Here is a 25666-nt window from a genome sequence, read left to right as displayed (position 1 = left end):
CCATCCGAAAATTGAGAGGCCGGGCAAAAGCCTGGCCTCTTTTAATTTGGCACGGCGTCGATCAAACAAGATGCTAGAAACATGCGGCCAGCGGTTAACATTGGGTGCGCCGACCTTGGTACTCTTGCTCTGTGAGGTCCTCTGGATCTCGATCTCCGATTGCAAGTGACCAACCCGTTCTCTGGATGACCGGATCATTTTGGCGACCGCCGAGGAACCACCAGGACCTAAGCTCTGGATTATCGTAGATGGATAGCACGTCTCCATTTTCAAACATGAGATCGAGCTGATCCTTGCTGACAATCCTCGTCTCGACGATTTTCGTTCGTAGAATGCGATCAACATTCAAGGATTTTTCGTTGCCGTAGATCTCGTAAGAGAAATTGACCGCACCATCGGAGGATCGAAACGAGAAACGGTCCGCGACATTCAACAAGGCATGCTCGTCCTCAAACCAGAACATGATGTGATACTTGTCGATCGTCACCTGATAGAGTTCCCATCCTATGATGGGACCAAAATCAAAGCGTTCGCTAAATCCAATTGCCATTTCTATCGTCTTCCCGTTTTACCGCCGGTAGGCAAAGCTGGATAAGCGTAGCGAGGTCTGGTGTCTTTGTCGTCCCGCATATCGCTCCGCTCATGCGGGCTACACGTGGATCATTGACATTGCCCGGGCCCACTCCCCACCGCCTCCCCGACCAACTCCGCCCCAACCTCCGCCTCGTCTTCGTCGGCACTGCCGCCTCGACGCGCTCGGCTGAGCTCGGGCATTACTACGCCCATCCCGGCAACCGTTTCTGGCGGGCGATCCATGAGGCCGGGATCACGCCGCGGCGCTATCAGCCAAGCGAGTTTGCGGAGTTGATCGAGCTCGGGATCGGCTTCACCGATCTCTCCAAGTCGGGCGCGGGGATGGATCACCAGATCGCGGCGGAGGCGATCGACGTGCCGGGCTTCAGGGCGAAGATGGAAAAGTACCGGCCGCGGACGATTGCGTTCACGAGCAAGAAGGCGGCGAGCCTGTTTTACGGCCGGCCGTCGGCGTCGATTGCGCTGGGGCGGCAAGAGCGGGATGGGAGCTGGCCGGAGATTTTCGTGCTGCCCTCGCCGTCCGGTGCAGCGTCGGGGAGTTGGACACTGGAGCCGTGGCGGGAGTTGGCGGCTTGGATCGCGGCGTAGGATCGGCGAATGATAGCGCGTCACACTCCGCCGTCGTCCCGGCGCAGGCCGGGACCCATAACCCCAGGGAGGAGTTTGGCGAAGACTGGTCGCCCGGTACTACGACCATCCGCAACACATAAATCACGCGGTATGGGTCCCGGCCCCCGTGCGCAATTACGCACTAAGCCGGGACGACATCGTGGGTTTGACTCGAGGTCCTGCTCAAACACGAAGCCTCGTAGGGTGGGCAAGGCGCGTCAGCGCCGTGCCCACGATTTCTTCGCGAGTCCCAGCAGTGCGTGGGCACGGCGCGAAGAGCGCGCCTTTGCCCACCCTACGGCACCGTCGCCTCACCCCGCATACGCCTTGTCGAGCTCCGCGATCACGATCTTCCGCATCCCCATCATCGCCTGCATCACGCGGTTCGCCTTGGTGCGGTCGGGGTCGCCGAGATAGCGGCCGAGCGCCGTCGGGATCACCTGCCAGGACAGGCCAAATTTGTCCTTGAGCCAGCCGCACCTCGATTCCTCGCCGCCGTCGGCGGTGAGCGCTTGCCAAAAGTAATCGACCTCCTCTTGCGTCTCGACGCTGATGAAGAACGACACCGCCTCGTTGAAGCGGTAGTGCGGCCCGCCATTGAGCGCGTGGAAGCGCTGGCCTTCGAGCTCGAACACCGCCATGAAGTCGCTGACGGTCTCGACCTTGGCATTGGGAAACACCGATTTGTAGAACGCGACGGCCTCGGGGACGTTGTTGTCGAACCAGAGAAACGGCGTGATCGAGGTCATGAATGGGGCTCCTTTCGGCTCGGGCGCGGCGCCGGTGTCCCAAGGACGAAAGAGCGCGCGGCATTCCGACAGGGAGCCCCACTTTTTCCACTCCGCCGTCGTCCCGGCGAAGGCCGGGACCCATAACCACAGGGAGGAGTTTGGCGGAGACTGGTTGCTCGGTACTGCGACCGTCCGCAACACGGCGATCACGCGGTATGGGTCCCGGCCTTCGCCGGGACGACACCTTGGGTGGAGCAAAAAGCTGCGACTAAAATGAAAGCGGGCGCATTGTCGGAATCCGCCCCCACCATTCGTCCTTTGGACCAACACCGCAACCACCCCGGAGCCTCCCATGCCCACCATCACCGCCTTCGAAAACTCACCCGACCGCGGCCGCGGGCAGGCGCGCGACATGCGGGTTCGCTGGGCGCTGGAGGAGGTCGGCCAGCCCTACGATGTCCGCCTCGTCTCGTTCGCGGCGATGAAGCAGCCGGCGCATCTGGCGCTGCATCCGTTCGGGCAGATTCCAACCTTCGAGGATGGCGATCTCGCCCTGTTCGAAACCGGTGCGATCGTGCTGCGCATCGCCGAGTGTCATGCCGGATTGCTGCCTGATGACGCCAACGCCAGGAGCCGCGCGATCGCGTGGATGTTTGCCGCGCTGAACACGCTGGAGCCGCCGATCGTCGAGTCGGCATGGCCATGCTGTTCGAGCGCGACAGGAGCTGGTACGCGGAGCGGCTGCCCGGCTTGCAGGATCGCGTCCGCACCAGGCTCGGCGAACTGTCCCGCCACATCAGTGAAGCCGACTGGCTCGACGGCGCCTTCAGCGCCGGCGATCTCATGATGGTGACGGTGCTGCGGCGGCTGAACACATCTGGCCTGCTGGACGAATATCCTGAGATCGCCGCCTATATCGCGCGCGGTGAAGCGCGGCCGGCGTTCCAGCGCGCCTTCGATGCGCAGCTTGCGGTGTTCAAGGCTGCATCGCGTTCGTAGGGTGGGTTAGCCGCGCGGCTGCGCAAAGCGCAGGCCGCGTGGCGTAACCCACCGCTTCTGTCGCCGCGGATGCAGACTTGGTGGGTTACGCCTTGCGCCGGAATCGTGTTGGGAGATCGAGTTTGTGAACGGCTAACCCACCCTACGAGAGCTTCGAACGACGCACCTGCTCCGTCTTCTCCCCATTGCATGCACCCCAGCGCCCCTTCATGCTGGCCTCCGCCACCCCAGGGAGCCCGCCCATGCTGACCCTCTATTCCTACCCGCAACTGTTCGGCGTCGCCGACAACAACGGCTACGGCCTCAAGGTCTACGCCTTCCTCAAGCTCGCAGGCGTGTCGTTCGTGCACGAGCATATCTTCGATGCCTCGGCCGCACCGCGCGGGCAGCTGCCTTACGTCGTCGACGACGGCGAGACTATCGGCGACAGCGAGACCATCATCGCGCATGCGATCGCGAAATATCGCCTCACCATCGATGCCGGACTTTCACCGGAGCAGCGTCGCACCAATCTCCTCGTCACGCGCATGCTCGACGATCTCTATTGGGTGATGTCGTATTCGCGCTGGAAGGACGAGCGCTTCTATCCGGCGTTCCGCGACGGCTTCATTGCGCAGCATCCGCAAGTGAGTGCGGAAGGATTCGAGAAGGCGAAGGCGTATAATGCGCAGCGCTATCATTACCAGGGCATCGGCCGCTATACGCCGGAGCAGGCTTACGCGCGCGGGCTCGCCGATTTGCAGGTGCTGGCCGAGATCGCACCCGCCGCGGGCTTCGTGCACGGCGCGGCGCCAACGAGCGTCGATGCCGGCATCTACGGCTTTGTCGCGAACATCTATTATTTTCCGATCCCGACACCGCTGAAGGCGTTCGTGGATGCGCAGAAGAATCTCGTCGCGCATTGCGAGCGGATTCATGCGGCGGTCGGAAAATCGTAGGGTGGGTTAGCGCAGCGGCTGCGCGAAGCGCGGGCCGATGCGCGTAACCCACCTCTTCTCTTTCCGCGGTGACAGAAGTGGTGGGTTACGCCAAGCGGCTAACCCACCCTACGGCACCCTGGCCTACCGCATCGTGATCGCGAGGCCGCTGAGATCCGCATTCGCCATCAACCCGACCTGCGTGCCCGTCAGCTCCAGCACGGCGCCCTTCTGGTTGGTGAGCACGATGGCACGGGCGCCGGCGCCAACGGCGAGGCCCGCCCCGGCGGCGCCGTAGACCCCGGCGACATCGGAGGGACGGTTGATGTTGGAGACGCGGCCGCGCAGCACCGTCTTTGAACCGCCGAAGACGAGGCCGTAGTCGAGGCCGCCGGTGGAGAGCCCATAGGTGCGGCCGCGGAAGTTGAGCACGCCGCTCCCGCCTGAGCCGCCGATGATCCAGCCGGCCTTGTAGATCGTCAGCGTCACGAAACCGCTGTCGGCCATCGCCGAGGTCGAGAGCCCGGCCAGGGCGGCAATGGCGACCAGCGCGGCGCGGAAGGTGGATGCAATCTTCATGGGCGTCTCCGGGGGCTATTTTTCAAGGGGGATTCGAATCAGACGCATCGAATCTATCCGATCGATCGCGGCGGCAACATGATGGGACTGCCCTGAGACACAAGGTGCAGCGTCGCACTCAACAGTCATCGCCCGGTTCAACCGGGCGATCCAGTACCAGAGGCGGCGGTGATTGAGCCGAGAGGCCGCGGCGTACTGGATGCCCCGGTCAAAGCCGGGGCATGACGGCGGAGGCTCGGGCACAAGGTCGCGCATCGCCATCATCCCATTCTGCCCTTGTTTTGCCCGACGGAGCAACTTGAGTGTTTAGCCTTTATCGAATTATAAAAAACTCAATGATCTCCGCATGATCTCTACTGTGCATGGGGTTGTTTTCGCGTTTTTGTTCTTGCCCGTCTCCGCAACCCGATTGCAAGTCTCCCGCATGTCGCTACGCTCATGCGGGCTACGCGCCCGCTCCTAATTCGAGGTGATGCCATGCCGATCCAGCATTTCGCGCCCCCGCCGCATGTTAAGGCGCCGCCGCTGTCCTTTGCGACGCGCGTCGGTGATCTCCTGTTCGTCTCGGGCATTCCGGGCTTCGATGCCAATGGTGCGCTGCCCGACGGTTTCGAGGCGCAGTTCGCCAATGTCGTCGTCAACATCAAGCGCGTGCTGGACGAGGCCGGCGCCGGTGTCCGCGACCTCGTCAAGGTCAACGTGCTCTTGACCCGCGCCTCCGACGTCGCCGCCATGAACGCGCTCTATGCCGGCGCCTTCGGCCCGCCGCCCTATCCGGCCCGCACCACCTGCGTGGTGCAGGCCCTGCCCGATCCGAAGATGCTGATCGAGATCGAGGCGGTGGCCTCGCTGGCGAAGTGAGCCACGGAGCGTGTGGCTTGCCGGGCACGCGGCCGAACCAAATGCTTGGGGAACAGCTGACATGTCCGTGAACGGCAGCTCACCAGCTTGCAAAGGGCCTGCTTTTACCGCACGAATTTTTGCGTCCCACTTCCCCACAAGGAGATATTTCATGCGTCGCGTTCTCGCCCTCTGTGCCGTTGCCGGCATCGCAAGTTCCGTGTTCGCCGTGCCCGCATCCGCCAAGGTCGGCTATTACGTGATCCGCTGGGACAACACCGGCATCTGCCAGGTCTGGAACGAGGACCTGCAATACAAGCCGCTTCAAATTGGGGTGTCGACCTACAAGGTCGTCAGCAAGCCGCTCCCGACCTTCCAGGCCGCTTCCGACGTCCAGATCAAGATGCGCACCGAGCGCCGCTGCACGCTCTGAGCTTTTGCAACGGACCGGATTTCGAGGGCGGGTCGCGCGAGCGATCCGCCTTCTTCTTTTGGCGGGACCCGCGCGCTTTCCGGCCGAATTCAGCCATGTCCCGCCCGCGCGCTTTGAACCTGACCGGCCTGCGGAACTACTCACATCTTGTCCGGGGCGCATTCCCCAAGACGTCCCGCACCAGCCCTCCCCGTCATTGCCGGGAGGCACATCACATCATTCATTTGAGGAGCTGATCATGCGTCGTATTTCCGTGCTGTGCGCTGCCGCCGGTCTTGCCGTCACCGCCTTCGTCGCGGCGAGCCCTGCGGAAGCCAGCTATCACCTGATCCGCTGGCAGGACACGGGCCTGTGCCAGATCTGGGACGAGAGCATCTCGACCACACCGTGGCCGGCCGGCTATCATCGCGCCAGCGCATCCGTGCCGACCTTCATCGACGCCCTCGCGGTGAAGGATGCCGCGCTGAAGAACGGTCAGTGCACCTGGTAAGATTTTCGATCGGCGGACGAAGAGCGGGCAAGGACCATGCGTCCTTGCCCGCTTGTTTTTCCGAGATGCCGTAGGGTGGGCAAAGGCGCGGACTTCGCGCGCCGTGCCCACGCCTTTCAACAACGGGCAAATGGTGGGCACGGCGCTTCGCGCCTTTGCCCACCCTACGAGATATCGTCAAGCCCGCTCACGCATCCTTATGCGCGCCGGGATGGATCAGGACGTCGCGCGCGGCGGCGAGGTCGATGAAGGCTTGCGCACTGCCGCCGTGGTCGGGATGCATGCCCTTGGCGGCGCGGCGATAGGCCTGGTTGATGTCCTCGCAGGTGAGCTGCACCGCGAGCGGCAGACCAAGCATCTTGCGGGCGCGATCCTCGCTGGACAGCTGTTTCGGCATGGCGTTGCGGCGGCCGAAGCGCGGCGCGGTCAGATCATGAACGACTTCGAGAACGACGCCGATGCGGCGCTGGGCCGCCAGCGTGACGCCGTGATCGTCATTGTCGACCGCCTGGCGCAGCACCGGAAGCGCCTGCTCGGCGGCCTGTCGCAGCGTGGCATCGCTGCTCATCCGCGCGATCTCGGCCACGAGCCGGCCCGCCTCGGCCCAATCGGCCGATTGCGCCGACCGCAGGCGTTCGAGGGCGGGTTTCCAGGAGTCGAGCCGGGAGTCGAGCCGTTCCATCATGCGCGCAACGTTTAGCAATGAATATCAGTATGCCAAGGCTGCCGTTTCCGACCCCTTAATTTCGAGTTAGCGTTTCGTGAAACTTCGAAACGAAATCGGGAGGAAAATGTAATGGCATTGCTCGCAAACCACATCGCCGTCGTCACGGGCGCCGGTTCCGGCATCGGCCACGCCATCGCCGCCGGCTACGCCCGCGAGGGCGCGCAAGTGGTGCTGCTCGACGTCAATGCCGACACGGTCGCGGAGGCCGCCCAGGAGATCCGCAAAGCGGGCGGCAGGGCCGAGAGTTTTGCGCTCGACGTTGTCAGGCGCGAGGACTGTTTGGCGCTCGCCAAGCAGGTCGCGGGCGAGGTCGGGCAGGTCTCGATCCTCGTCAACAATGCCGGCATCACCCGCCGCAACGCCTTCACCGCGGAGACCGAGACGGTGGCGAAGGACTGGAACGACATCATCTCGCTCAATCTCAACGGCGTCTTCAACATGACGCAGGCCTTCCTTGCACCCTTGCGCGCGAGCAAAGGCCGCATCGTCAATATCGGCTCGATCCAGTCCTTCGTGCATCTGCGCACGCCAAGCTCGGCGGCTTACACGACCTCGAAACACGGCGTGCTCGGCTTTACCAAGGCGCTCGCGGTCGAGCTCGGCAAGGAGGGCGTGCGCGTCAACGCGATCGGCCCCGGCTTCATCGAGACCAACATCAACGCCAATGTGCGCGCGACCAATCCGGCGCTGGTGCAGGCCTTCGTCGACCACACCCCGCTGGCGCGCACCGGCAAGCCCGAGGATATCGTCGGGCCCGCGATCTTCCTCGCGTCGGATCTGTCGGCCTATGTCACGGGAACGATCGTGATGGTGGACGGCGGCTATCGGACGGTGTGAGGCGCGACTCACTATCCCGAAGCACGAGATCATCGTCCGCCTTGTAGGCAATTGCGCCACTGGACCGGACGATGACACCGCGTGTGTGGAGGAGATAGTCCCGCATCACGATGCATCTGGCGCAAATCGCGGCGGCTTAGCGGCATTCCTGAGGTCAATTGGTGCGATCGTCCGCGATTAACCTTTCATTAACCAAACCCGCCCACCGTGGATCTACGGCTTGGGGGTCGTTGGTTCTCGATCCGCTTCCAAAGATGGCAGCGGGCGTTGATCGGGAGGTGTGTTGATGACCACTGTTCATGTCGCCGCGTCCGAGTCGGGCGCGCAATTCCTTGCTCCTAACCAGATCGTTCCGCTTCTGATCGGCGCCACCGTCGACGAGGTCGAGCGCGAGCTCGTGCTTCAGACGCTTGCGCGCTGCGACGGCAACCGCACACGCGCGTCGCGCGTGCTCGGCCTGTCGGTGCGTACGCTGCGCAACAAGATCAAGCTCTATGCCGCGTCCGGCATCGAGGTGCCCGCCTATCAGGATTAGCGTCCGAGGACGCACCGCTGGATCAGTCCGCCGATGATGACCGCGAGCGCGATCATCACGACCGAGGCTGCGATCATCTCGATCGCGCGGAGGAAGAAGGCCGTCATGACAGCCCATGACGGCTGCGGCTCCTCGGCGAATGCGACCGGCACGACGTCGGGTACCAGCTGGTGAGCGAGGCCAAGCGCCGCCGCAAGGACGACAGCGAACAGGCAGAGGATTTTCCACGCTGCGCGCATCGGTCGCTCCTCGCAACAGTTCTGGCCGCACGATCGATGACACAGCGGCGCGTGCCGCCGATTGATGTTGATCAAGCGTTCTGAGCTGTCCCGGCGGAATTGCTGCTGTCGTCAAACGCCGCTAAGTAGCTTGCTTCCGATCATGGGGAGCAGTGGCGTGGCAGACGATCAGGGACGACGGCAGGGATCTCAAGGGCCGCGCGGACGGCAGGGTGAACCGGGACGGCCGGGACCGCAGGGTCATCCCGGCAGGCGCGGTCCCGACGGCGCGCGCGGCAAGCCGGGACCGCAGGGCAAGCCGGGGCCGCTCGGAAAGGCGGGACCTCAGGGCAAGCCCGGTCCGCAAGGCAAGCAGGGTGAGGCCGGCCCGCGTGGGGCCGCCGGCGCGCAGGGGCCTGCCGGACCACAAGGGCCGGCGGGACCGCAAGGCCCGCGCGGCGAGGCTGGGCCTGCCGGTCAATTGCCCTCGATCGAACAGCTGCTGCCGTGGCTCGAGCAACTGTTCGACGCCTGGGACGAGCGCCGCCGCCAGCGCGAGCGCGACGCCGCCGAACGCGAGGCGCTGGAGGCCGCCGTGCAGGAGCCCGATGAGGCCATCGTCGACGACGCGAGCGACGACAGCGAAGGCGACGCGCACAAGAAAAAGAAGAAAAAGAAGAAGCACGGTCACTAGGATTAGTGGCGCGCCCGTGCCCCGACGCAGCGCAGCACGCAGTGACGCGCTGCTGGGCCGGCGCCCATCTGACCAAGAGCTTTTCTCGCGATTTTCTGGGTCACGGCTCTGCGTCGCAGCGCTGACGCACTGCGCCGCGTCCGGGACACGAGCCTCGGTTTAGGAAACCGATGAATCATCCTTGCGCGGCAGCATGCCCATGCGCTCGAATTGCCAGCGCATGGCGCGATACCAGAGATAGCCCACCGCTGCGCCGCACAGGGCCAGGATGATCACGTTCGCGCTCGAGAACGAGCCGCTCCACCACATCATCCACGCGGTCCATAATAGCGTGAGGACGATGGCACCTGCTTTCAGAGGAAGAAGGGGGCGGCTCATGGGTCGTGCTCCGGCTGTCAAAACCCCGGCACACATCATTGCAGGAGGAGACGCCCCCGTACCGTGAGCCAGATCACGGAACGATTACTCGAGGCCACTAACCGAAGCGCAGCCGCAAGCGCTCCCTGGCCCTTTCCGCCTCGACCTCACGGTCCCGCGCCGGCGCATGGGTGTGCAGCGAGGTCAGGAGATTTCGCGCGGCCTGCGAGACCTCCGCCACTGCGCGGTCGAACGCCGCCTCGTTGGCCTGCGACGGCTTGTTGAAGCCGGACAGTTTTCGCACGAACTGAAGCGCGCTGGCATGGATCTCATCCTCCGTCGCCGGTGGCTCGAAGTTGAACAGCGTCTTGATGTTGCGGCACATGCAGGGGCCTCTTCCGGATGTTTCCTTGAAGACGATCGGCGGAGCCGAAATCCTACATCCTTCTGTGCATTTCTGCTAAGTCCCGCCGCAACGCGGCCGCCGACCATGAGCCGCAATGGGGAGAAAAGCATGAAGGCTTCCTGCGCCGCGCTGTCGGCTGCCCTGCTGTCCTTTTCAATACCGGGCCTGGCCGCGGATTATCCGGCACCGAAGCAGGGCGACTGGATCGCCAGGGATTTCAAGTTCCACACCGGCGAGACCATGCCGGAGCTGAAGCTGCACTACACCACAATCGGCGAGCCCTCGGGCCAACCGGTGCTGGTGCTGCACGGCACGGGCGGCTCGGGCGCAAGCATGCTGTCACCCGCCTTCGCCGGCGAGCTGTTCGGCGCGGGGCAACCGCTCGACGCCTCCAAATACTACATCATCCTTCCCGACGGCATCGGTCATGGCAAATCGTCGAAGCCCTCCGACGGGATGAAGACGAGCTTCCCGAAATACGATTACGACGACATGGTCGAGGCGCAGCATCGCCTGGTGACGGAGGGCCTCGGCGTCAAGCATCTGCGGCTCGTCATCGGCAATTCGATGGGCGGCATGCACAGCTGGCTGTGGGGCGCGAAATATCCGAACGCGATGGACGCACTGATCCCGATGGCCTCGCAGCCGACCGAGATGGCGTCGCGCAACTGGATGCTGCGGCGGATCATGCTCGACACCATCCGCAACGACCCGGACTACAATGGCGGCAATTACACCAGCCAGCCGCGCATGATGAAATATGCCATCACCGCCTACGGCATGCGTCTTTATCGATTCCATTGGCTGGAGGCGGCCCGATCGGCTAGCTTGCCGCCAAGCTGAAGCGGAGGCATGCCGTTGACCGATCTTTGCGCCGAAGACCTCGCCACCATCTATGCCAAGCCGAGCCCGCGCGTGATCGCGAAAGCGCGGCCCGCGATCGATGCGCATGCGAAGAAGTTCATCGAGATGTCGCCGTTCTGCGTACTCGCGACGTCGGGCGCGGACGGCAGCGTCGATGCCTCGCCACGCGGCGGCGGCACCGGCTTTGTCCACGTCGCCGGTCCCAACCAATTGCTGATGCCTGACCGCTCCGGCAACAACCGGATCGACAGTTTTCGCAACGTCGTCGAAGGCTCGGGCTTCGTGCACCTGTTGTTCTTCGTGCCCGGGATTGACGAAACGCTACGCGTCGGCGGACGCGGCACGCTGTCGGCCGATCCGGATCTGCTCGCCGCGATGGTCGAATTCGGCAAGCCGCCGCGGGCGGTGCTGAACGTCGCTGTGAGCGAAGTCTATTTCCATTGCGGCAAGGCGCTGATGCGCTCGAAGCTGTGGTCGCCAGAGAAAGTGCAGCGCTCGGTGATGCCCAGCATCGTCACGGTCATTCACGACCAGACTGGCCTCGGCGAACCGGCGAGCCAGGAAACTGTGGAAGAGATTTACAAGACGCAGTTGTAGTTGGGACGACAATCACGGTGTCGTCCCGGACAAGCGCAGCGCAGATCCGGGACCTCCGCGCGAGCGCTTGCGCTCGTCGCGATAACCACAGGGAGTGGTTTTGCGAAGACTAACAGTGAAGAACTCGTGCCCCGGTGCTCATACCGGCGCATCCAGATAGATCACGCGGTATGGGTCCCGGCCTTCGCCGGGACGACACCGAGTACGCAGCGACGCCCGAGCTTAATGCCCCTCGCCCTCGAGCCCGCCGACGTGCTTCTGGGTGTAGAGCTCAAGGCCGATGCGGCCGATCAGGTCGAGCTGGGTTTCGAGGAAGTCGATGTGATGCTCCTCGTCGCTCATCAGCTTCTCGAACAGGTCACGCGTGACGTAGTCCTTGGCGCCGTGGCAGTAGGTCGCCGCTTCCTGGTAGAGCGCACGCGCGCTCATCTCGGCAGCGAGGTCGCACTCGATGATCTCCTTGACGTTCTGGCCGATGCGCAGGGGATCGAGCACCTGCATGTTCGGAAAGCCGTCAAAGAACAGGATGCGCGCGGTGAGCTTGTCGGCGTGCTCCATCTCCTCGATGGACTCCTTGCGCCAGACCTTGGCCATGTCGAGGAGGCCCCAATTGTCGAGGAAGCGGTAGTGCAGCCAGTACTGGTTGATCGCAGTCAGTTCGTGACGCAGTGCCTTGTTGAGATAGTCGATGACTTTTGCGTCGCCCTGCATGGTTCACTCCAGCTCTTGCAGTCCAAATCGGCCCAAAACCGAATTTAGAATGCTTCTAAGTCAGTTTACGAATGAGGGCAACTGGCTACGGCGGCGCAGCCGGGGAAAAGCTCAGCTGAGCTGGCGAAGGCTTTCAGCAGGCCGCGAGGGCAAACTGGGCGGGCTCGGCCGCCTCGTCATTGGCAGCCACGGTGTGGTTGTGCGGGCAGCCGGCACAGCAGGACTGGGCGCAAGGGCCGAGAGCTTCGTCGATGATGGTCTTGATCGTCCGGGCGCAGCGGCCGCATTCGGCGCTACAGCCGAGGCATCCATAGACCTGCTTGGCATGGCGCACGGCGTCGTCGGACTCGGCGACGGCGGCGCGGATGTCGTCATCGCTCAGCACGTTACAGGAACAAACGATCATGGAAGCGGCAGGCCCTTCGGTGATGCGGCATCATCGATATTTAACGGGCCCGCCGGATGCAAAAGGAAAAAGCGGTATTTGAAGCTATTCCAAACTGGCCCAAAAGCAGCCTAGAACGGCCCTAAATTTCAGGGTTGCGCTGGATCAAGATTGGAGCGGATCCTAATCGCCGCCACCGCCTCCCCCACCGTCACCGCCGCCACCGCAATCGCCGCCACTGCTGCCGCTATCGCTGCTGGAACAGCTGCCGCCGTCGGCCGGGCTGCCCGAACTGTCGCTGGAAAACCAGCTTCCCAGCGAGAAGCCGTTATTGCTGCCCGAATAGGTGTCGCCGCTGCTGCTGCCGTCGCCGCCCGCCCCGGCGCGGGAGCGCCGCTGGCCGCGGTTCTGAAGATGGGTGATCCAGCCGTAACCGATCGCGGACACGACCCCGGCCGCAATCAATGCATTGATCATCGCGTTGCCCATCATCGCCTCCCTGGCCGGGCCTACGGTCCATATCAATTGGTCGCCCGCCCCCAAGGTGCCGTTCATTGATCATTCAAGCGAAGTATGGAACTCTGGCCCCAAAGGGTTCCCGCGTGTTCGTACGAAAGGTCAAGCCAATGAAGAAGCTGCTCCTGACGGTCGCCGCCGTCGCCTCCCTGGCCGTTGCGGCCGGATCCCCGGCCCATGCCCAGCGCGGCGTCGCGGCAGGCGTGGCGGCCGGCATCATCGGCGGCGCCATTGTCGGCGGCGCGCTGGCCTCTCCGTATTACTACGGACCTGGCCCCGGCTATTACGAACCCGGCTATTACCCGCCCCGTTACTATGCGCCGGGTCCGGGCTATGTCTCTGACGACTATTACGGCGGCGGCTGCGTCTGGCAGAAGCAGCGCTTCTGGGACGGCTATGCCTGGCGCGCCCGCCGCGTCAGAGTCTGCGGCTGAAGCGACTCGAACCCGGTCCATCGCGACTGCTTCGCTGGCCGGTTCACTACGGGTGCGCCGTTCATCTCCGGGCCTGAAAAAGACCGCTTTTTCTCGTCACAGCTCCGTGTGCGTTTACCGTGGGTTGACCAATTGCGCGCTTCCTAGCTGCACGGCCAATTCCATCAGCGTGTGCGTGAACCTTTGAAACCCGGGCGCCTCTAACAAGAGGAACCCATCTCCCAGGAGAGCCCTGAGCATGAAGAAGACTCTTGTTGCCGCCCTCACGGTTGCGACGATCGCCGGTTCGCTGGTGACTGCCGCTCCGTCCGCCAAGGCGCATGACGGCAGCATCGGCGCCGGCATTGCGGCCGGCCTGATTGGTGGCGCGATCGTCGGCGGCGCCATCGCGTCGAGCCGTCCGGCCTATGGCGGCCCCGTTTACGTCGCCGAGCCCGGCCCGCCGCCCCCGCCCTGCTACTGGCAGCGTCAGCGTTATTGGGACGGTTACGGCTGGGTCGTTCGCCCGGTTCGCGTCTGCTACTGATCTGATCGCACCGGCGCTCGTGAGCGCCGCGATCGAAGCCCGGCCGAGACCTCGGCCGGGCTTTTTCTTTGGTCGCGCGCTATCGCGCCGCCTGGATCGAGCGCAGCACCTCTTCGCTCGGCCAGCAATCGACCTTGAGACCCGCCGACTTCTGATAGGCACCGAGCGCGGCGCGCGTCTGCATGCCGGCCTTGCCGTCGATCTTGTCCTTGTAGAGCCCGACGCGCGTGAGCCCACGCTGCATGGTCTCGACATCCCTGGTGCGCAATTGCTTCGAGGCCGCCCATGGCGTTGCGAACGGCACCGGGCTCGTCATGCGGTCGGCAAGGTGGCCGACGAACAGCACGTAGAGATCGGAGAAATTGTATTCCTTGATGACGAAGTAGTTCTTCGTCGTCAGGAACGATGGGCCATAGATGCCTTCCGGCTGCAGCAGCGAGGCCGGCTGCGCCTGCTCTGCGGCACTCAGCTTCTGCCCGCGCACCGGCACAAAACCTTCGCGCAACCACTGGCCGAGCGGCTTCGTCACCTCGGGCACGCCGGTGGTGCAATCGACCTTCGCGGGTGCTTGCACCTCGTATGCCCAGCGCACACCGCCCTGCCAGCCCTTGTTGACGAGTTGCTGCGCGGCCGAGGCCAGCGCGTCCGGCACCGAATGCCAGATGTCGATGCGGCCGTCGCCGTCGAAATCGACGCCGTGCTTGTAATATTCGGACGGCAGGAACTGCGTCAGCCCGGTGGCGCCCGCCCAGGACGAGCGCATGTCCTTGCGCGTCACCACGCCTTCGCCGAGGATCTTCAGCGCGAGGATGAACTCGGTGCGGTATTGCTCCTTGCGGCGCCCGACATAGGCCTGCGTCGCCAGCACGCGAACGAGATCATACGGCAGCGTGTAGCGGCCGTAATCGGTCTCGCGGCCCCAGATCGCGAGCATCACGGTTGCCGGCACGCCTGACTTCTTCTCGATCTCGCTCAGCGAGGCGCGATATTTCTGCAGCAGCCGCTGCCCCTCGCCCGCAAGCCGCGCGATCGAGGCTTCCTTGACGTAATCGGCCGGCACCTGCACGAACTCGGCCTGCGACGGCGCACCCAGCGCGGGCCGTCCGGGCAGGATCAGATCGGGCAGCTTGTAGTCGGGCTCGAGCCCGCGCGTCTGCTCGTCGAACGTCTTGCGCGAGACGCCTTCTGCCTGCGCCTCCGGCCACAGCGAGGCGATGAACTGGGTGAAGGCGGCATCGGCGGCGCGCGCGGACGTCCAGCCGCAGGTGACCACGATCACCGCAGCGATGAGCGCCCGCCGCATCATGCCGAAATCACCGCGTCAGCTTCTTGTACTTCACGCGGTGCGGAATGATGCTGTCCTGGCCGAGCCGGCGCATCTTGTCCTTCTCGTAATCCTGGAAGTTGCCTTCGAACCATTCGACGTGGCTGTCGCCTTCGAAGGCCAGGATGTGGGTCGCGATACGGTCGAGGAACCAGCGATCATGGCTGATGATGACGGCGCAGCCGGCAAAATCCTCCAGCGCCTCTTCGAGCGCGCGCAGCGTGTCGACGTCGAGATCGTTGGTCGGTTCGTCGAGCAGCAGCACGTTGGCGCCGGACTTCAGCATCTTGGCGAGATGCACACGGTTGCGTTCGCCGCCGGAGAGCGCGCCGACCTTCTTCTGCTGGTCCGCGCCCTTGAAGTTGAAGGACGAGCAATAGCCGCGCGAGTTCACTTCCTTCTTGCCGAGCAAGATCAGCTCGTTGCCGCCGGAGATCTCCTCCCACACGTTCTTGCTACCGTCGAGCGCGTCGCGCGACTGGTCGACATAGCCGAGATGCACGGTCTCGCCGACCGTGATCGTGCCCTTGTCCGGGGTCTCCTGCTTGGTGATCATCTTGAACAGCGTGGTCTTGCCGGCGCCGTTGGCACCGATCACGCCGACAATGCCGCCCGGCGGCAGCTTGAAGGTGAGATCGTCGATCAACAGGCGATCGCCATAGCCTTTGCTGAGGCCTTCGAAATCGACCACATTGGCACCGAGCCGCTCGGCGACGGGAATGATGATCTGCGCGGTCTGGGTCTGCTTCTCGCTCGCCTGCTTGAGTAGCTCCTCGTAGCGCTGATAGCGCGCCTTGGACTTGGCCTGGCGCGCCTTCGGCGAGGACGCGACCCATTCCTGCTCGCGGGCAATCGTCTTCTGGTGCGCGGCGTCTTCGCGTCCTTCCTGCTCCAGCCGCTTCTGCTTCTGCACCAGCCAGGACGAGTAATTGCCCTCGTAGGGAATTCCCTTGCCGCGATCGAGCTCGAGAATCCAGCTCGTGACGTTGTCGAGGAAGTAGCGATCGTGGGTGACGATCAGGATCGCGCCGGGATAGTTGCGCAAATGCCCTTCCAGCCACGACACCGACTCCGCGTCGAGATGGTTGGTCGGCTCGTCCAGCAGCAGCAGATCGGGCTGGTCGAGCAGCAGCTTGCACAGCGCCACGCGGCGGCGCTCGCCGCCCGAGAGCTTGGTGACGTCGGCATCGTCAGGCGGGCAGCGCAGCGCGTCCATGGCCTGGTCGACCTTGCTGTCGAGATCCCAGAGGCCCTGGGCCTCGATCTCGTCCTGCAGCTTGGTCATCTCGTCGGCGGTTTCCTCGGAGTAGTTCATCGCCAGCTCGTTGTAGCGATCGAGGATGGCCTTCTGCTTGGCGACGCCCAGCATGACGTTCTCGCGCACGCTCAGTGCCGGATCGAGATGCGGCTCCTGCTCGAGATAGCCGACACGGGCGCCCTGCGCGACCCAAGCCTCGCCGTTATACTCCTTGTCGAGGCCAGCCATGATCTTGAGCAGCGTCGACTTGCCCGAGCCGTTGACGCCGAGCACGCCGATCTTGGCGTCCGGGTAGAACGACAGATGGATGTTATCGAGCACCTTCCGGGTCGGGTAGCTCTTGGTCAGGCCCTGCATGAAATAGATGAACTGGCGCGCCATAGGTCCCGAAAACCTTCGATTTGAGGAAATTTGCTTCGCCGCCGATGTAACGATCCCGCCCCCAAAGGGCAATGTTTTCCGTCCGTTCACCACGGATGAATACGGGACGGACACCATCCGGCCACCGATCCGGACAATTGAAACCATCTTTTAATAAATCAGGCCGAAAGCTCGGTTTCGCGCGGAAACAGCGCCACCCGCTCAGAACGAACGGGAGCACAGCGAGGCCGCATCATGGCTCTGATCGAGACCAACTCACTTCCTGTTCCGGCAGAAGCCGGCCACGTCTCCGGGCTCGTCTCGGAGGTCACAGGGTTCTGGAAGCGCTTCTTCGCCACCGCCTTCAATCCCTACCGGCCCGAACTGCACTACATGCGTGGCCCTGGTCCCGCCTGGCGCGCCAAGCACGGCATGGATGCGCCGTTCCGGCTCAAGCCCAGGGATCTCTGAGCGCCTCCTTCCTATCGGACTTTTGAAGACGCAAGCGGCTTGCGCGCCGTCCTGATTGCGCGCAACCATGGCCTGATTCCGACGGCGGCGCTCGCCCAGCGCCCTCACCTCTCGCCATCAACTCTGGCCCCGGATGAACGCTGATGAGCCGGCTGCGCTGTGCAATTCTCGACGACTATTTCAACCTCGCGCTCGACGTCGCCGACTGGCAGAAACTGTCCGACCGCCTCGACGTCACCGTGTTCAGCCATCCCTTTGCCTCCGAGCAGGCAGCAGCCAGCGCGCTGGCTGATTTCGAGATCATCTGCGCGATGCGCGAGCGGACGGCCTTCCCGAAGAGCCTGTTCGAGAGCTTGCCGAAGCTGAAGCTGCTGCTCACGTCAGGCATGCGCAACGCCGCGATCGACACGGAAGCCGCAAAGGCGCGCGGCGTCACCGTCGGCGGCACGCAATATTCGCGCGATCCCACGGCACCGCTGACCATGGGCCTGATCCTGGAGCTGACCCGCGGCATCGGCCGCGAGAACGCGCGCATGCATGCCGGCGAGCCCTGGCAGACCTTTGCCGGCGTCGAGATCGAGGGCATGACGCTCGGCATTGTCGGGCTCGGCAAGCTCGGCAGCAGGATGGCCGGGATCGCCAAGGCGTTCGGCATGAACGTGATCGCCTGGAGCCCGAACCTCACGCCGGAGAAATGCGCGGCCGCCGGCGTCGGCTACGCTACCAAGGAGGAGCTGTTCGCCAAGGCCGACGTCGTCACCATCCACGTGGTGCTCAGCGAGCGCTCGCGTGGTTTGGTCGGCGCTGCAGATCTCGCGCGGATGAAGCCGACGGCCTTCCTCGTCAACACCGCGCGCGGGCCGATCGTGGACGAGCAGGCGCTGCTCGAGGCCTTGCAGCAGCGCAAGATCGCGGGCGCCGGCATCGACGTGTTTTCGGTCGAGCCGCTGCCGGTCGACCATCCCTTCCGCAAGCTCGACAACCTCGTGCTGACGCCGCATCTCGGCTACGCCACCGAGGACGGCCTGCGCATCCATTACGGCCAGATGGTCGAGGCGATCACTGCCTTCACCAAAGGCAGCGAGCTGCCGCGCAAGCTGGCCTGAATGACCAAGCTCGCCTGAATGACAAAGGGCGTGCCGATGGCACGCCCTTTTGCAATCTGAATATTCGCGGCGCGCTTAGCGCACGGTGACCGGTGCGGGCAGCGGCGGCACGACCGTCGGCTGGGTGCCGGGGACCGGACCAGCCTGGGCGGCCATCGGAGCCGGACCGGCGGCAGGACCGGGCGCCGGCGCAGCGGACGCCGTCGCCGTTCCCGGCGGCGGGCCACCGGGCATCACCACCACGCGGGTGCCGACCTTGACGCGATCGAACAGGTCGGAGACGTCCTCGTTCAACATGCCGATGCAGCCGGACGAGACGAACTTGCCGATGGTCGAGGGCTGGTTGGTGCCGTGGATGCGGTAGACGGTCGAGCCGAGATACATCGCGCGGGCGCCGAGCGGATTGCCGGGGCCGCCGGCCATGAAGCGCGGCAGATAAGGCTGGCGCTCGATCATCTCGGTCGGCGGATGCCAGTCCGGCCACTCGGCCTTGCGGGTGATCTTCTGCACGCCGGTCCAGGTGAAGCCGTCGCGGCCGACGCGGACGCCGTAGCGGATCGCGCGGCCATTGCCGAGCACGTAATAGAGATAGGTGTTGGGGGTATCGACCACGAGGGTGCCTGCGGGCTCCTTGGTCTGGAACGCGACCTCCTGGCGGCGCAGGTTCTGCGGCAGCTGCACCGGCGCAGCATCGGGCTGCTCCTCGGGCGGCAGCGCGGCCATCGTCATCGGTCTTCCATCGGTGCCGACGGGCGGCTGGCCGGCCTGGACCGTACCGGTCGCGGCGGGACCACCAACGGCTTCCGGCGGACGCATGCCGTCATTGGCGGGGGCCTGACCTTGACCCGGGCGATTTGCGTAGATCACCGGCGGCGGACCGGCGGGCCGGCCGTAGCGGGGATCGTCGGGCGACATCACAGGGCCCTGCGATGGCGGGGCCGAATAGACCGGCGGAGCGCCAGCCGGACGGCCATAACGCGGATCATCCGGCGACATCACCGGACCCTGCGGCGGCGCGGCGGAGTAGACCGGGGGAGCGCCGACCGGACGGCCATAGCGCGGATCGTCGGCCGGGCCGGGCGGCGGCAGCGATGCCTGCGGCATCGCGTCGTCGTCATCGTCCAGCGCGTCGAAATTTGGCGTGCGGTCGCCGGGCCGATATTCGGCCGGGGCGCCATAGCTCGGGGCCTGCTGAACCGGATAGCTTTGAGCCTGCGCGAGCGAGGTTCCCGCCGCAGCGACTGTCGCGGCAGCGCATATCGTCAGAAAGTGTTTGATCATCATCGCTCTTGTATAGTCCCCAAGCCCGATCGGACCGTTAACGGCCAGATGGCCGAAGATAGCGGCACATTCAAGACATATCAGGCTTATTTGCGCCGGACCTGCCGATTTGTGATCCGCAAGACTACCGTTGCCCCGTTGCATCACGGGGCGGAAATCAACTCATGACGTCAATTGCCGGAGTCTTGGGCCCCGTTTTTTGCGGAACGGCTCGGAATCGTTGCGGTATGTTCGAATCAGCCTGATTCGCCGCCCATTCGAGCTCCCGATCCCCGCGTGGCGAACGCGGCAAACAGTACCGTCACCGCGTTCAGATGGCTCTTGGGCCCTGGCCTCTTCGCCGCCGGGGCGGAAATTCGCAACCGCTCGATGCTTCCCGGCTTTCGCTTCCTGTTTGCCGCCATCCTGCTGTCAGTCTCCATCCTGGTGTTCGGCCTGGGCGCCGCCGCACTGCTGCGGGCGAGCCATGAGCAGTATGTCAGCAACCCCTCCTGGCGGAACGGCCCGCAGGAGCAGGTGTTCGCGCAGGCTCCCGAGCCGGCCCAGCCGGTGCTCGCGGTCCTTCGCGCCGAGCCGGAGCTGACCGCCGAGCCCGAGCCGTCGCTACGCGACCGGGTGCCGACCATTGGACTGCCCGAAAGCGAGCCCGAGCAGGTCGCCGCCCTGACGACCGAGACCGAGCCTCAGCCCCAGGTCGCGGCACCTCCGGCTGATGTCCCCGTCGCCGAACCGGCCAAGGCGGAGACGACGACGGAGGCCGCAGCGCCAGCGCCCGCCGATACGCTCACCGCTGCCGACGCCACGGCGTCGATCCCCGCGACCGAGCCTGCCGCGACCGCCAGCGAGCCGGCGCCGGTCGATCCCAGCGCGGCCCTGGCCTCCTCCGCACTCGATGCCGCCTCGGCCAAGCTGGCCGCTCTGAACGAGCCGGCGACGACGGCCGTGAAGGATGCGCCGGCGAAGGCCAAGACCGAGAGCAAGGCAGATACCAAGGCCGACGACAAGGCGACCAAGCGCAAGGCGAAGGCCAAGAAGCGACACCGCGTGGTGCGACGTCCGCCGCCTCAGCAGCTGCAGCAGCAGCTCGATCCGTTCGGTCAGCCGCAGACCTTTGCGACGACGACCACGCGCGCGCGGTGATGCGCTTGCTTCACCTCGCCCCGCTTGCGGCGAGGGAGCGCACCGTCACCGTGGCGCTCACGCCGGCCCGGTTGCGATGGCCGGGCCGCCCTCCTGGCCCCATTCCGACCACGAGCCGTCATAGAGCGCGGTGTCGGTGATCCCCAGGCGATAGAGCGCGAGCGTCAGCACGCCGGCCGAGACGCCCGAGCCGCAGCTCGTCACGATCGGTGCATCGAGCTTGACGCCGGCCTTCGCAAAGGCGGCGCGCAGATCCTCGAGCGGCTTCATCGTGCCGGTCGCGGCATCGAACAGCTGATTGTAGGGCACGTTGCGCGCGCCGGGGATGTGGCCGGAGCGGATGCCCGCCCGGGGCTCGGGCGCACGGCCCTCGAAGCGGTCGGCGGCGCGGGCGTCGATCACCTGCTCCTTCCTGCTTTCGACATTGGCGATGAGCTGCTGCATGCTGCGCACGCGCTTCGGATCGTAGCTCGCCTTGAACGTCGCCGGCTTCGGCTTCACCTCGCCGCTCTCGACCGCTCGCCCCTCGGCGCGCCACTTCTTCAAGCCGCCATTGAGGATGCGCACATTGTTATGGCCGAAGGCCAGGAGCATCCACCAGGCGCGGGGCGCTGCGACCCAGCCGCCGGCATCGTAGAGCACGACGGTGTCGGCGTTGGAGATGCCGAGATTGCCGATGTCACGGCCGAACTGCTCGGCGCTCGGATACATGTGCGGCAGCGGGTTGGAATGATCCGACACCGCATCGACGTCGAAGAACGCAGCGCCCGGCAGGTGTGCGGCGAGATAATCATCCTTCGGCAGCGGCAGCACGCCCGGCAGCTTGAAGCTGGCGTCGAGCACCTTGACGTTGGCATCGTTGATGTGGGCGGCGAGCCATTCGGTGGAGACGAGGGGGTCGGTGGCGATGGTCATGCGATTTCTTCCTTGTCATTCCGGAGCATGCGCCGCGCGAGCGAGACTGAAGCAGCGCGCGTCGCACTCCGCTGTCATCGCCCGGCCAGTGCGCAATTGCGCACTAGGAACGGGCGATCCAGTATTCCAGAGGCGGTTGTGATGGAACCGAGAGGCCGCGGCGTACTGGATTCCCCGCCTTCGCGGGGAATGACAGCAGAGCCCGGAGAGATAGCGGAGCACCCCTCACCCCTTCTTCTTCGGCTCCCACTGCTCGGTCGGCCCGCCGGCATCGCGCCAAGCGGCGTAGCCGCCGGCGATGTGGGCGACGGGCTTGAGGCCCATGTCCTGCGCAGTCTTGGCCGCGAGTGCGGAACGCAGTCCCCCGGCGCAGTGGAAGACGAACTTCTTGTCCTCCTGGAAGACCGGCTTTGCGTAGGGGCTCTGCGGATCGATCCAGAATTCGAGCATGCCGCGGGTGCAGGCGAACGCGCCGGGGATGCGGCCGTCGCGCTCGATCTCGCGGGGGTCGCGGATGTCGACGATGACGACATCGCCGTTCTTGGAGATCTCGATGGCGTCCTTGGCGTTGAGCGTCTCGATCTCGGCATTGGCCTCGTCGATCAGCGCCTTGATGCCTCGGGTGATGTTTTGGGGCATGTGGTTCTCCCTCTTGTTACGTCATCGTCCCCAAGCGAACTGCCTGAGGTGGGGTCACCTCTCCCGCTTGCGGGAGAGGTCGCAGCGCGCCGGGCGATGCGAAGCATCGTCCCGAGCGATGCGGGTGAGGGCTCTCTCCTCTAGGGGACTATCCCGTTGTGGAGACTCCCTCCCCCGCAGGCGGGGGAGGGAGCGCAGTCCCGTTACCTATCGAGCCGGGCTCACTCACGCATCAGTGCGTCAATTCCTTCATTGCACCTTCCAGCCCCTCGATCGTGATCGGGTACATCCGGTTGGCGAAGATGCGTTTGATGATGGTGGTCGATTCCGAATAGTCCCAGTGCTTCTGAGCGACCGGATTCAGCCACACCGCATGCGGATAGGTGCGGATGATGCGGTCGAGCCAGACCGAGCCCGGCTCCTCGTTGACGTGCTCGACCGAGCCGCCGGGCACCATGATCTCGTAAGGGCTCATCGAGGCGTCGCCGACGAACACGACCTTGTAGTCGTGCGGGTATTTGTGCAGCACATCCCAGGTCGGGGTGCGGTCGGTGAAGCGGCGCTTGTTCTGCTTCCACACGCCTTCATAGAGGCAGTTGTGGAAGTAGAAATACTCCATGTGCTTGAACTCGCTCTTCGCGGCCGAGAACAGCTCCTCGACCTGCTCGATATGCGCGTCCATGGAGCCGCCGATGTCGAAGAACACCAGCAGCTTCACCGCATTGCGCCGCTCGGGGCGCATGTGCACGTCGAGATAGCCGTGATTGGCGGTCTCGCGGATGGTGGTGTCGAGATCGAGCTCATCGGGCGCGCCGGTGCGCGCGAATTTGCGCAGACGGCGCAGCGCCACCTTGATGTTGCGGATGCCGAGCTCGACATTGCCGTCGAGGTCCTTGAACTCGCGCTTGTCCCACACCTTTACGGCGCGGTTGTTGCGGTTCTTCTCCTGGCCGATGCGCACGCCTTCGGGATTGTAGCCATGGGCGCCGAACGGCGAGGTGCCGGCGGTGCCGATCCACTTCGAGCCGCCCTGGTGGCGGCCCTTCTGCTCCTCGAGGCGCTTCTTCAGGGTCTCCATGAGCTTGTCCCAGCCCATGACCTCGATCTGCTTCTTCTCTTCGTCGGTCAGGTATTTCTCGGCGAGCTTCTTCAGCCACTCCTCGGGGATCTCCGCCTTCTCCATGGCGTCGAGCAGGTTTTCCAGCCCCTTGAACACCGTGCCGAAGACGCGGTCGAACTTGTCGAGGTTGCGCTCGTCCTTCACCAGCGAGGTGCGCGACAGGTAATAGAAATTCTCGACCGAATAATCCGACAGATCGGCGTCGAGCGCCTCCATCAGCGTGAGGTATTCGCGCAGCGTCACGGGGACCTGCGCGTCGCGCAGAGAGGTGAAGAATTGCAGGAACATGGGTGACAGATTGCCCGTCGGGTGGCTGACGTCAAGGGGCGGAGACCGCCGCGGGGTGCTGGACCGGGAAGCTTTTTGCTCTAGAATTGGGGCTCTCACGGGGTTGTTTTGGGGACGTTTGCAATGGGAATTGTCGCAGCGCTCATCATCGGCGCGATCGCAGGCTGGCTTGCGGGCAAGATTGTCCACGGGGCGGGATTTGGACTGATCGGCAACATCGTCGTCGGCATCATCGGCGCGCTGGTCGCAAGCTGGGTGTTGCCCCAGCTGCACATTCAGCTGGCAACAGGCACGGTCGGCGCCATCGTGGACGCCACCATCGGCGCGGTGATTGTGCTCGTCATCCTTTCGCTGATAAAACGGGTCTGAAAGCCTGACCGAACCGGGAACGGCCGCCACGAGCGGCCGTTCCCTTGTCGCGACCGGGGCCATGACATTGGCAAATGCCTCGCGCCGACGATTACCCAAGGACACGCAATGAAATTTACCGGCACCAAGGACTATGTTGCGACCGACGATCTCAAGGTCGCCGTCAATGCCTCGATCGTGCTGGAGCGCCCGCTGCTCATCAAGGGCGAGCCCGGCACCGGCAAGACCGTGCTAGCGGAGGAAGTGGCGAAGGCGTTGAACGCGCCGCTTTTGACCTGGCACATCAAGTCCACCACCAAGGCGCAGCAAGGCCTCTACGAATACGACGCGGTGTCGCGCCTGCGCGACAGCCAGCTCGGCGACGCGCGCGTGTCCGACATCAAGAACTACATCAAGCGCGGCAAGCTGTGGGAAGCCTTCACCGCCGAGCAGCGCCCGGTGCTCTTGATCGACGAGATCGACAAGGCCGACATCGAATTCCCGAACGATTTGCTGCTCGAGCTCGACCGCATGGAATTCCATGTCTACGAGACCGGCGAGACGATCAAGGCCAAGCAGCGCCCGATCATGATGATCACCTCCAACAACGAGAAGGAGCTACCGGACGCCTTCCTGCGCCGCTGCTTCTTCCACTACATCAAGTTCCCCGATGCCGACACCATGCATCGGATCGTCGACGTCCACTTCCCCGGCATCAAGAAGCGCCTGGTGGAAGAGGCGCTGCGCATCTTCTTTGAAGTGCGCGAGGTGCCCGGGCTGAAGAAGAAGCCGTCGACCTCGGAATTGCTCGACTGGCTCAAGCTGCTGCTCAACGAGGACATGAGCGTCGAGCAGCTGCGCGAGCGCGACCCGCGAAAGCTGATCCCGCCGCTGCACGGCGCGCTGCTCAAGAACGAGCAGGACGTTCATCTGTTCGAGCGGCTGGCGTTCTTGAGCAGAAGGGAAGTATGAGACGCCTCGTGTAACGCACGGTGCCGTAGGGTGGGCAAAGGCGCAAAGCGCCGTGCCCACCATTTGCTTCTGGTGGGCACGCTGCGTTTTGCCCATCCCTACGATGTTCGCGCATGTGGCAACAGCTTCACCATTTCGGTCGCGTTTTGAATCGCAGACACGCCTTCGCGTCCTCGCGGCGCATCTCGCCCGAGCTTTGCTTCAATCGCTCCGCCCTCCAAGAACGAGGGCGCAGGGAAGGCCGGGTGCTGACCTCGCACCCGCGGTCTGCTGCGCAAAAGGCACACGCAGAAAACCGCACAGCAGCATACAGGTGGTGCCGAACACACGGCCTTCCCTGCGCGATGGTCGGACGGCTTATGCCGTGATCTCCCGGGAGCCGAACTTTCCCTCTGGCCTCCCTCGCCCCTGCGAATTGACAATGCCGTCTGCCCGGTTGGGCTCG

General features: G+C 64.4%; 32 protein-coding genes and 2 pseudogenes. 18 read left to right on the top strand and 16 right to left on the bottom strand.

Annotated elements, in window-relative coordinates:
- Nucleotides 1-94: 94 nt before the first annotated feature.
- Nucleotides 95-550, bottom strand: coding sequence for a hypothetical protein (locus tag GGD65_RS09265; protein ID WP_018318618.1), 456 nt, complete (start codon nucleotides 548-550; stop codon nucleotides 95-97).
- A 119-nt stretch (nucleotides 551-669) separates the two neighbouring features.
- On the opposite strand from GGD65_RS09265, the gene GGD65_RS09260 reads away from it, so the two are divergent.
- A complete protein-coding gene (locus GGD65_RS09260) occupies nucleotides 670-1182 on the top strand; it encodes a uracil-DNA glycosylase family protein (RefSeq protein ID WP_018318617.1) in 513 nt (170 codons plus the stop codon).
- Nucleotides 1183-1514: 332 nt separating this feature from the next.
- Here the strand turns inward: GGD65_RS09260 and GGD65_RS09255 are convergent, their stop codons facing one another.
- The gene (locus GGD65_RS09255) at nucleotides 1515-1952 is read right to left on the bottom strand and encodes a VOC family protein (protein WP_018318616.1); all 438 of its coding nucleotides are present in this window, start codon (nucleotides 1950-1952) and stop codon (nucleotides 1515-1517) included.
- A gap of 334 nt (nucleotides 1953-2286) precedes the next feature.
- Here GGD65_RS09255 and GGD65_RS09250 point away from each other — a divergent pair.
- A pseudogene (locus GGD65_RS09250) lies at nucleotides 2287-2933 on the top strand (glutathione S-transferase family protein).
- Between the two features lie 242 nt (nucleotides 2934-3175).
- Nucleotides 3176-3871: a glutathione S-transferase family protein gene (locus GGD65_RS09245; RefSeq protein WP_183235084.1), complete on the top strand. Its 696-nt coding sequence runs from the start codon at nucleotides 3176-3178 to the stop codon at nucleotides 3869-3871.
- 123 nt (nucleotides 3872-3994) lie between these two features.
- Here the strand turns inward: GGD65_RS09245 and GGD65_RS09240 are convergent, their stop codons facing one another.
- Complete coding sequence (locus GGD65_RS09240; RefSeq protein ID WP_018318613.1) at nucleotides 3995-4429, bottom strand: hypothetical protein; 435 nt, start codon at nucleotides 4427-4429, stop codon at nucleotides 3995-3997.
- A gap of 477 nt (nucleotides 4430-4906) precedes the next feature.
- On the opposite strand from GGD65_RS09240, the gene GGD65_RS09235 reads away from it, so the two are divergent.
- The 3 genes from GGD65_RS09235 to GGD65_RS09225 all read left to right on the top strand — a co-directional run bounded on the left by GGD65_RS09235 (nucleotide 4907) and on the right by GGD65_RS09225 (nucleotide 6192).
- The gene (locus GGD65_RS09235) at nucleotides 4907-5290 is read left to right on the top strand and encodes a RidA family protein (RefSeq protein WP_018318612.1); all 384 of its coding nucleotides are present in this window, start codon (nucleotides 4907-4909) and stop codon (nucleotides 5288-5290) included.
- Between the two features lie 151 nt (nucleotides 5291-5441).
- The gene (locus GGD65_RS09230; RefSeq protein WP_183235083.1) at nucleotides 5442-5702 is read left to right on the top strand and encodes a hypothetical protein; all 261 of its coding nucleotides are present in this window, start codon (nucleotides 5442-5444) and stop codon (nucleotides 5700-5702) included.
- A gap of 238 nt (nucleotides 5703-5940) precedes the next feature.
- Nucleotides 5941-6192: a hypothetical protein gene (locus tag GGD65_RS09225; protein WP_183235082.1), complete on the top strand. Its 252-nt coding sequence runs from the start codon at nucleotides 5941-5943 to the stop codon at nucleotides 6190-6192.
- Nucleotides 6193-6379: 187 nt separating this feature from the next.
- Here the strand turns inward: GGD65_RS09225 and GGD65_RS09220 are convergent, their stop codons facing one another.
- On the bottom strand, nucleotides 6380-6877 hold the full coding sequence (locus GGD65_RS09220) for a molecular chaperone DnaJ (protein WP_018318609.1): 498 nt from the start codon (nucleotides 6875-6877) through the stop codon (nucleotides 6380-6382).
- Between the two features lie 111 nt (nucleotides 6878-6988).
- Here GGD65_RS09220 and GGD65_RS09215 point away from each other — a divergent pair, with 111 nt between their 5' ends.
- Together GGD65_RS09215 and GGD65_RS09210 are read left to right on the top strand one after the other, a co-directional pair.
- Nucleotides 6989-7756 (top strand): SDR family NAD(P)-dependent oxidoreductase, encoded by a 768-nt coding sequence (locus GGD65_RS09215; RefSeq protein ID WP_183235081.1) that lies wholly within the window; start codon nucleotides 6989-6991, stop codon nucleotides 7754-7756.
- Between the two features lie 286 nt (nucleotides 7757-8042).
- Entirely contained in the window at nucleotides 8043-8291 is a 249-nt protein-coding gene (locus GGD65_RS09210) for a helix-turn-helix domain-containing protein (protein ID WP_018318607.1), read from the top strand.
- Here the strand turns inward: GGD65_RS09210 and GGD65_RS09205 are convergent.
- A complete protein-coding gene (locus GGD65_RS09205; RefSeq protein WP_026202046.1) occupies nucleotides 8288-8530 on the bottom strand; it encodes a hypothetical protein in 243 nt (80 codons plus the stop codon). The two genes, GGD65_RS09210 and GGD65_RS09205, sit on opposite strands and share 4 nt — an antisense overlap.
- Before the next feature lie 157 nt (nucleotides 8531-8687).
- Here GGD65_RS09205 and GGD65_RS09200 point away from each other — a divergent pair, with 157 nt between their 5' ends.
- Nucleotides 8688-9203: a collagen-like protein gene (locus GGD65_RS09200; protein ID WP_183235080.1), complete on the top strand. Its 516-nt coding sequence runs from the start codon at nucleotides 8688-8690 to the stop codon at nucleotides 9201-9203.
- Nucleotides 9204-9362: 159 nt separating this feature from the next.
- On the opposite strand, the gene GGD65_RS09195 is transcribed toward GGD65_RS09200, so the two are convergent.
- Nucleotides 9363-9581, bottom strand: a complete 219-nt coding sequence (locus tag GGD65_RS09195) for a hypothetical protein (protein WP_183235079.1) — start codon at nucleotides 9579-9581, stop codon at nucleotides 9363-9365.
- A gap of 97 nt (nucleotides 9582-9678) precedes the next feature.
- Nucleotides 9679-9945, bottom strand: coding sequence for a DUF2277 domain-containing protein (locus GGD65_RS09190; RefSeq protein ID WP_183235078.1), 267 nt, complete (start codon nucleotides 9943-9945; stop codon nucleotides 9679-9681).
- Nucleotides 9946-10074: 129 nt separating this feature from the next.
- On the opposite strand from GGD65_RS09190, the pseudogene GGD65_RS09185 reads away from it, so the two are divergent.
- Together GGD65_RS09185 and GGD65_RS09180 are read left to right on the top strand one after the other, a co-directional pair.
- Nucleotides 10075-10749 (top strand): annotated as a pseudogene (locus GGD65_RS09185) (alpha/beta fold hydrolase); the annotation flags it as partial.
- Between the two features lie 75 nt (nucleotides 10750-10824).
- Nucleotides 10825-11427: an MSMEG_1061 family FMN-dependent PPOX-type flavoprotein gene (locus tag GGD65_RS09180; RefSeq protein ID WP_179736275.1), complete on the top strand. Its 603-nt coding sequence runs from the start codon at nucleotides 10825-10827 to the stop codon at nucleotides 11425-11427.
- A gap of 222 nt (nucleotides 11428-11649) precedes the next feature.
- Here GGD65_RS09180 and bfr read toward each other — a convergent pair whose 3' ends face one another.
- The 3 genes from bfr to GGD65_RS09165 form a co-directional block, all read right to left on the bottom strand.
- A complete protein-coding gene (gene bfr, locus GGD65_RS09175; RefSeq protein WP_008556076.1) occupies nucleotides 11650-12138 on the bottom strand; it encodes a bacterioferritin in 489 nt (162 codons plus the stop codon).
- 133 nt (nucleotides 12139-12271) lie between these two features.
- Nucleotides 12272-12544 (bottom strand): bacterioferritin-associated ferredoxin, encoded by a 273-nt coding sequence (locus tag GGD65_RS09170; protein WP_018318601.1) that lies wholly within the window; start codon nucleotides 12542-12544, stop codon nucleotides 12272-12274.
- 162 nt (nucleotides 12545-12706) lie between these two features.
- Nucleotides 12707-13015 carry a hypothetical protein gene (locus GGD65_RS09165; protein WP_092253565.1) on the bottom strand — a complete coding sequence of 103 codons (309 nt, stop codon included), beginning with the start codon at nucleotides 13013-13015 and terminating at the stop codon, nucleotides 12707-12709.
- Between the two features lie 134 nt (nucleotides 13016-13149).
- On the opposite strand from GGD65_RS09165, the gene GGD65_RS09160 reads away from it, so the two are divergent.
- A complete protein-coding gene (locus GGD65_RS09160) occupies nucleotides 13150-13473 on the top strand; it encodes a hypothetical protein (protein WP_018318599.1) in 324 nt (107 codons plus the stop codon).
- Nucleotides 13474-13711: 238 nt separating this feature from the next.
- A complete protein-coding gene (locus GGD65_RS09155) occupies nucleotides 13712-13999 on the top strand; it encodes a hypothetical protein (RefSeq protein ID WP_018318597.1) in 288 nt (95 codons plus the stop codon).
- A 79-nt stretch (nucleotides 14000-14078) separates the two neighbouring features.
- Here the strand turns inward: GGD65_RS09155 and GGD65_RS09150 are convergent, their stop codons facing one another.
- Together GGD65_RS09150 and ettA are read right to left on the bottom strand one after the other, a co-directional pair.
- Entirely contained in the window at nucleotides 14079-15305 is a 1227-nt protein-coding gene (locus tag GGD65_RS09150) for a lytic murein transglycosylase (RefSeq protein ID WP_179736279.1), read from the bottom strand.
- Nucleotides 15306-15312: 7 nt separating this feature from the next.
- A complete protein-coding gene (ettA, locus tag GGD65_RS09145; protein WP_018318595.1) occupies nucleotides 15313-16962 on the bottom strand; it encodes an energy-dependent translational throttle protein EttA in 1650 nt (549 codons plus the stop codon).
- A 234-nt stretch (nucleotides 16963-17196) separates the two neighbouring features.
- On the opposite strand from ettA, the gene GGD65_RS09140 reads away from it, so the two are divergent.
- Together GGD65_RS09140 and GGD65_RS09135 are read left to right on the top strand one after the other, a co-directional pair.
- Nucleotides 17197-17412: a hypothetical protein gene (locus GGD65_RS09140; protein WP_183235077.1), complete on the top strand. Its 216-nt coding sequence runs from the start codon at nucleotides 17197-17199 to the stop codon at nucleotides 17410-17412.
- Between the two features lie 143 nt (nucleotides 17413-17555).
- Nucleotides 17556-18518, top strand: coding sequence for a D-2-hydroxyacid dehydrogenase family protein (locus GGD65_RS09135; protein ID WP_183235076.1), 963 nt, complete (start codon nucleotides 17556-17558; stop codon nucleotides 18516-18518).
- 75 nt (nucleotides 18519-18593) lie between these two features.
- Here the strand turns inward: GGD65_RS09135 and GGD65_RS09130 are convergent, their stop codons facing one another.
- The gene (locus GGD65_RS09130; protein ID WP_183235486.1) at nucleotides 18594-19799 is read right to left on the bottom strand and encodes a L,D-transpeptidase; all 1206 of its coding nucleotides are present in this window, start codon (nucleotides 19797-19799) and stop codon (nucleotides 18594-18596) included.
- Nucleotides 19800-20168: 369 nt separating this feature from the next.
- Between GGD65_RS09130 and GGD65_RS09125 the strand changes: the two genes are divergently transcribed.
- Nucleotides 20169-20939 carry a hypothetical protein gene (locus GGD65_RS09125; protein ID WP_183235485.1) on the top strand — a complete coding sequence of 257 codons (771 nt, stop codon included), beginning with the start codon at nucleotides 20169-20171 and terminating at the stop codon, nucleotides 20937-20939.
- 57 nt (nucleotides 20940-20996) lie between these two features.
- Here the strand turns inward: GGD65_RS09125 and sseA are convergent, their stop codons facing one another.
- From sseA to GGD65_RS09110, 3 genes are all read right to left on the bottom strand, one after another.
- Entirely contained in the window at nucleotides 20997-21854 is an 858-nt protein-coding gene (sseA, locus tag GGD65_RS09120; protein ID WP_183235075.1) for a 3-mercaptopyruvate sulfurtransferase, read from the bottom strand.
- 225 nt (nucleotides 21855-22079) lie between these two features.
- A complete protein-coding gene (locus GGD65_RS09115; RefSeq protein WP_018318589.1) occupies nucleotides 22080-22493 on the bottom strand; it encodes a rhodanese-like domain-containing protein in 414 nt (137 codons plus the stop codon).
- 232 nt (nucleotides 22494-22725) lie between these two features.
- Nucleotides 22726-23901: a VWA domain-containing protein gene (locus GGD65_RS09110; protein ID WP_183235074.1), complete on the bottom strand. Its 1176-nt coding sequence runs from the start codon at nucleotides 23899-23901 to the stop codon at nucleotides 22726-22728.
- A 123-nt stretch (nucleotides 23902-24024) separates the two neighbouring features.
- On the opposite strand from GGD65_RS09110, the gene GGD65_RS09105 reads away from it, so the two are divergent.
- Nucleotides 24025-24270 (top strand): GlsB/YeaQ/YmgE family stress response membrane protein, encoded by a 246-nt coding sequence (locus tag GGD65_RS09105; RefSeq protein WP_018318587.1) that lies wholly within the window; start codon nucleotides 24025-24027, stop codon nucleotides 24268-24270.
- A 108-nt stretch (nucleotides 24271-24378) separates the two neighbouring features.
- Nucleotides 24379-25221 carry a MoxR family ATPase gene (locus GGD65_RS09100; RefSeq protein WP_018318586.1) on the top strand — a complete coding sequence of 281 codons (843 nt, stop codon included), beginning with the start codon at nucleotides 24379-24381 and terminating at the stop codon, nucleotides 25219-25221.
- Nucleotides 25222-25666: the final 445 nt, after the last annotated feature.

This window comes from Bradyrhizobium sp. CIR18 (assembly GCF_014198295.1).
Lineage (GTDB): Bacteria > Pseudomonadota > Alphaproteobacteria > Rhizobiales > Xanthobacteraceae > Bradyrhizobium.
This window is presented reverse-complemented; position numbering and strand designations above follow the sequence as displayed.

Bases quoted from the DNA above. Each gene is read 5' to 3' on its own strand.
- GGD65_RS09215 (WP_183235081.1), top strand. From the start codon at position 6,989: ATGGCATTGCTCGCAAACCACATCGCCGTCGTCACGGGCGCCGGTTCC.
- GGD65_RS09205 (WP_026202046.1), bottom strand. From the start codon at position 8,530: ATGCGCGCAGCGTGGAAAATCCTCTGCCTGTTCGCTGTCGTCCTTGCG.
- GGD65_RS09150 (WP_179736279.1), bottom strand. From the start codon at position 15,305: ATGATGCGGCGGGCGCTCATCGCTGCGGTGATCGTGGTCACCTGCGGC.
- GGD65_RS09255 (WP_018318616.1), bottom strand. From the start codon at position 1,952: ATGACCTCGATCACGCCGTTTCTCTGGTTCGACAACAACGTCCCCGAG.
- sseA (WP_183235075.1), bottom strand. From the start codon at position 21,854: ATGACCATCGCCACCGACCCCCTCGTCTCCACCGAATGGCTCGCCGCC.
- GGD65_RS09235 (WP_018318612.1), top strand. From the start codon at position 4,907: ATGCCGATCCAGCATTTCGCGCCCCCGCCGCATGTTAAGGCGCCGCCG.
- bfr (WP_008556076.1), bottom strand. From the start codon at position 12,138: ATGCAGGGCGACGCAAAAGTCATCGACTATCTCAACAAGGCACTGCGT.
- GGD65_RS09100 (WP_018318586.1), top strand. From the start codon at position 24,379: ATGAAATTTACCGGCACCAAGGACTATGTTGCGACCGACGATCTCAAG.
- GGD65_RS09265 (WP_018318618.1), bottom strand. From the start codon at position 550: ATGGCAATTGGATTTAGCGAACGCTTTGATTTTGGTCCCATCATAGGA.
- GGD65_RS09130 (WP_183235486.1), bottom strand. From the start codon at position 19,799: ATGATCAAACACTTTCTGACGATATGCGCTGCCGCGACAGTCGCTGCG.
- GGD65_RS09165 (WP_092253565.1), bottom strand. From the start codon at position 13,015: ATGATGGGCAACGCGATGATCAATGCATTGATTGCGGCCGGGGTCGTG.
- GGD65_RS09245 (WP_183235084.1), top strand. From the start codon at position 3,176: ATGCTGACCCTCTATTCCTACCCGCAACTGTTCGGCGTCGCCGACAAC.
- GGD65_RS09110 (WP_183235074.1), bottom strand. From the start codon at position 23,901: ATGTTCCTGCAATTCTTCACCTCTCTGCGCGACGCGCAGGTCCCCGTG.
- GGD65_RS09225 (WP_183235082.1), top strand. From the start codon at position 5,941: ATGCGTCGTATTTCCGTGCTGTGCGCTGCCGCCGGTCTTGCCGTCACC.
- GGD65_RS09220 (WP_018318609.1), bottom strand. From the start codon at position 6,877: ATGATGGAACGGCTCGACTCCCGGCTCGACTCCTGGAAACCCGCCCTC.
- GGD65_RS09210 (WP_018318607.1), top strand. From the start codon at position 8,043: ATGACCACTGTTCATGTCGCCGCGTCCGAGTCGGGCGCGCAATTCCTT.
- GGD65_RS09195 (WP_183235079.1), bottom strand. From the start codon at position 9,581: ATGAGCCGCCCCCTTCTTCCTCTGAAAGCAGGTGCCATCGTCCTCACG.
- ettA (WP_018318595.1), bottom strand. From the start codon at position 16,962: ATGGCGCGCCAGTTCATCTATTTCATGCAGGGCCTGACCAAGAGCTAC.
- GGD65_RS09155 (WP_018318597.1), top strand. From the start codon at position 13,712: ATGAAGAAGACTCTTGTTGCCGCCCTCACGGTTGCGACGATCGCCGGT.
- GGD65_RS09160 (WP_018318599.1), top strand. From the start codon at position 13,150: ATGAAGAAGCTGCTCCTGACGGTCGCCGCCGTCGCCTCCCTGGCCGTT.
- GGD65_RS09170 (WP_018318601.1), bottom strand. From the start codon at position 12,544: ATGATCGTTTGTTCCTGTAACGTGCTGAGCGATGACGACATCCGCGCC.
- GGD65_RS09105 (WP_018318587.1), top strand. From the start codon at position 24,025: ATGGGAATTGTCGCAGCGCTCATCATCGGCGCGATCGCAGGCTGGCTT.
- GGD65_RS09190 (WP_183235078.1), bottom strand. From the start codon at position 9,945: ATGTGCCGCAACATCAAGACGCTGTTCAACTTCGAGCCACCGGCGACG.
- GGD65_RS09140 (WP_183235077.1), top strand. From the start codon at position 17,197: ATGGCTCTGATCGAGACCAACTCACTTCCTGTTCCGGCAGAAGCCGGC.
- GGD65_RS09125 (WP_183235485.1), top strand. From the start codon at position 20,169: ATGCTTCCCGGCTTTCGCTTCCTGTTTGCCGCCATCCTGCTGTCAGTC.
- GGD65_RS09135 (WP_183235076.1), top strand. From the start codon at position 17,556: ATGAGCCGGCTGCGCTGTGCAATTCTCGACGACTATTTCAACCTCGCG.
- GGD65_RS09240 (WP_018318613.1), bottom strand. From the start codon at position 4,429: ATGAAGATTGCATCCACCTTCCGCGCCGCGCTGGTCGCCATTGCCGCC.
- GGD65_RS09115 (WP_018318589.1), bottom strand. From the start codon at position 22,493: ATGCCCCAAAACATCACCCGAGGCATCAAGGCGCTGATCGACGAGGCC.
- GGD65_RS09230 (WP_183235083.1), top strand. From the start codon at position 5,442: ATGCGTCGCGTTCTCGCCCTCTGTGCCGTTGCCGGCATCGCAAGTTCC.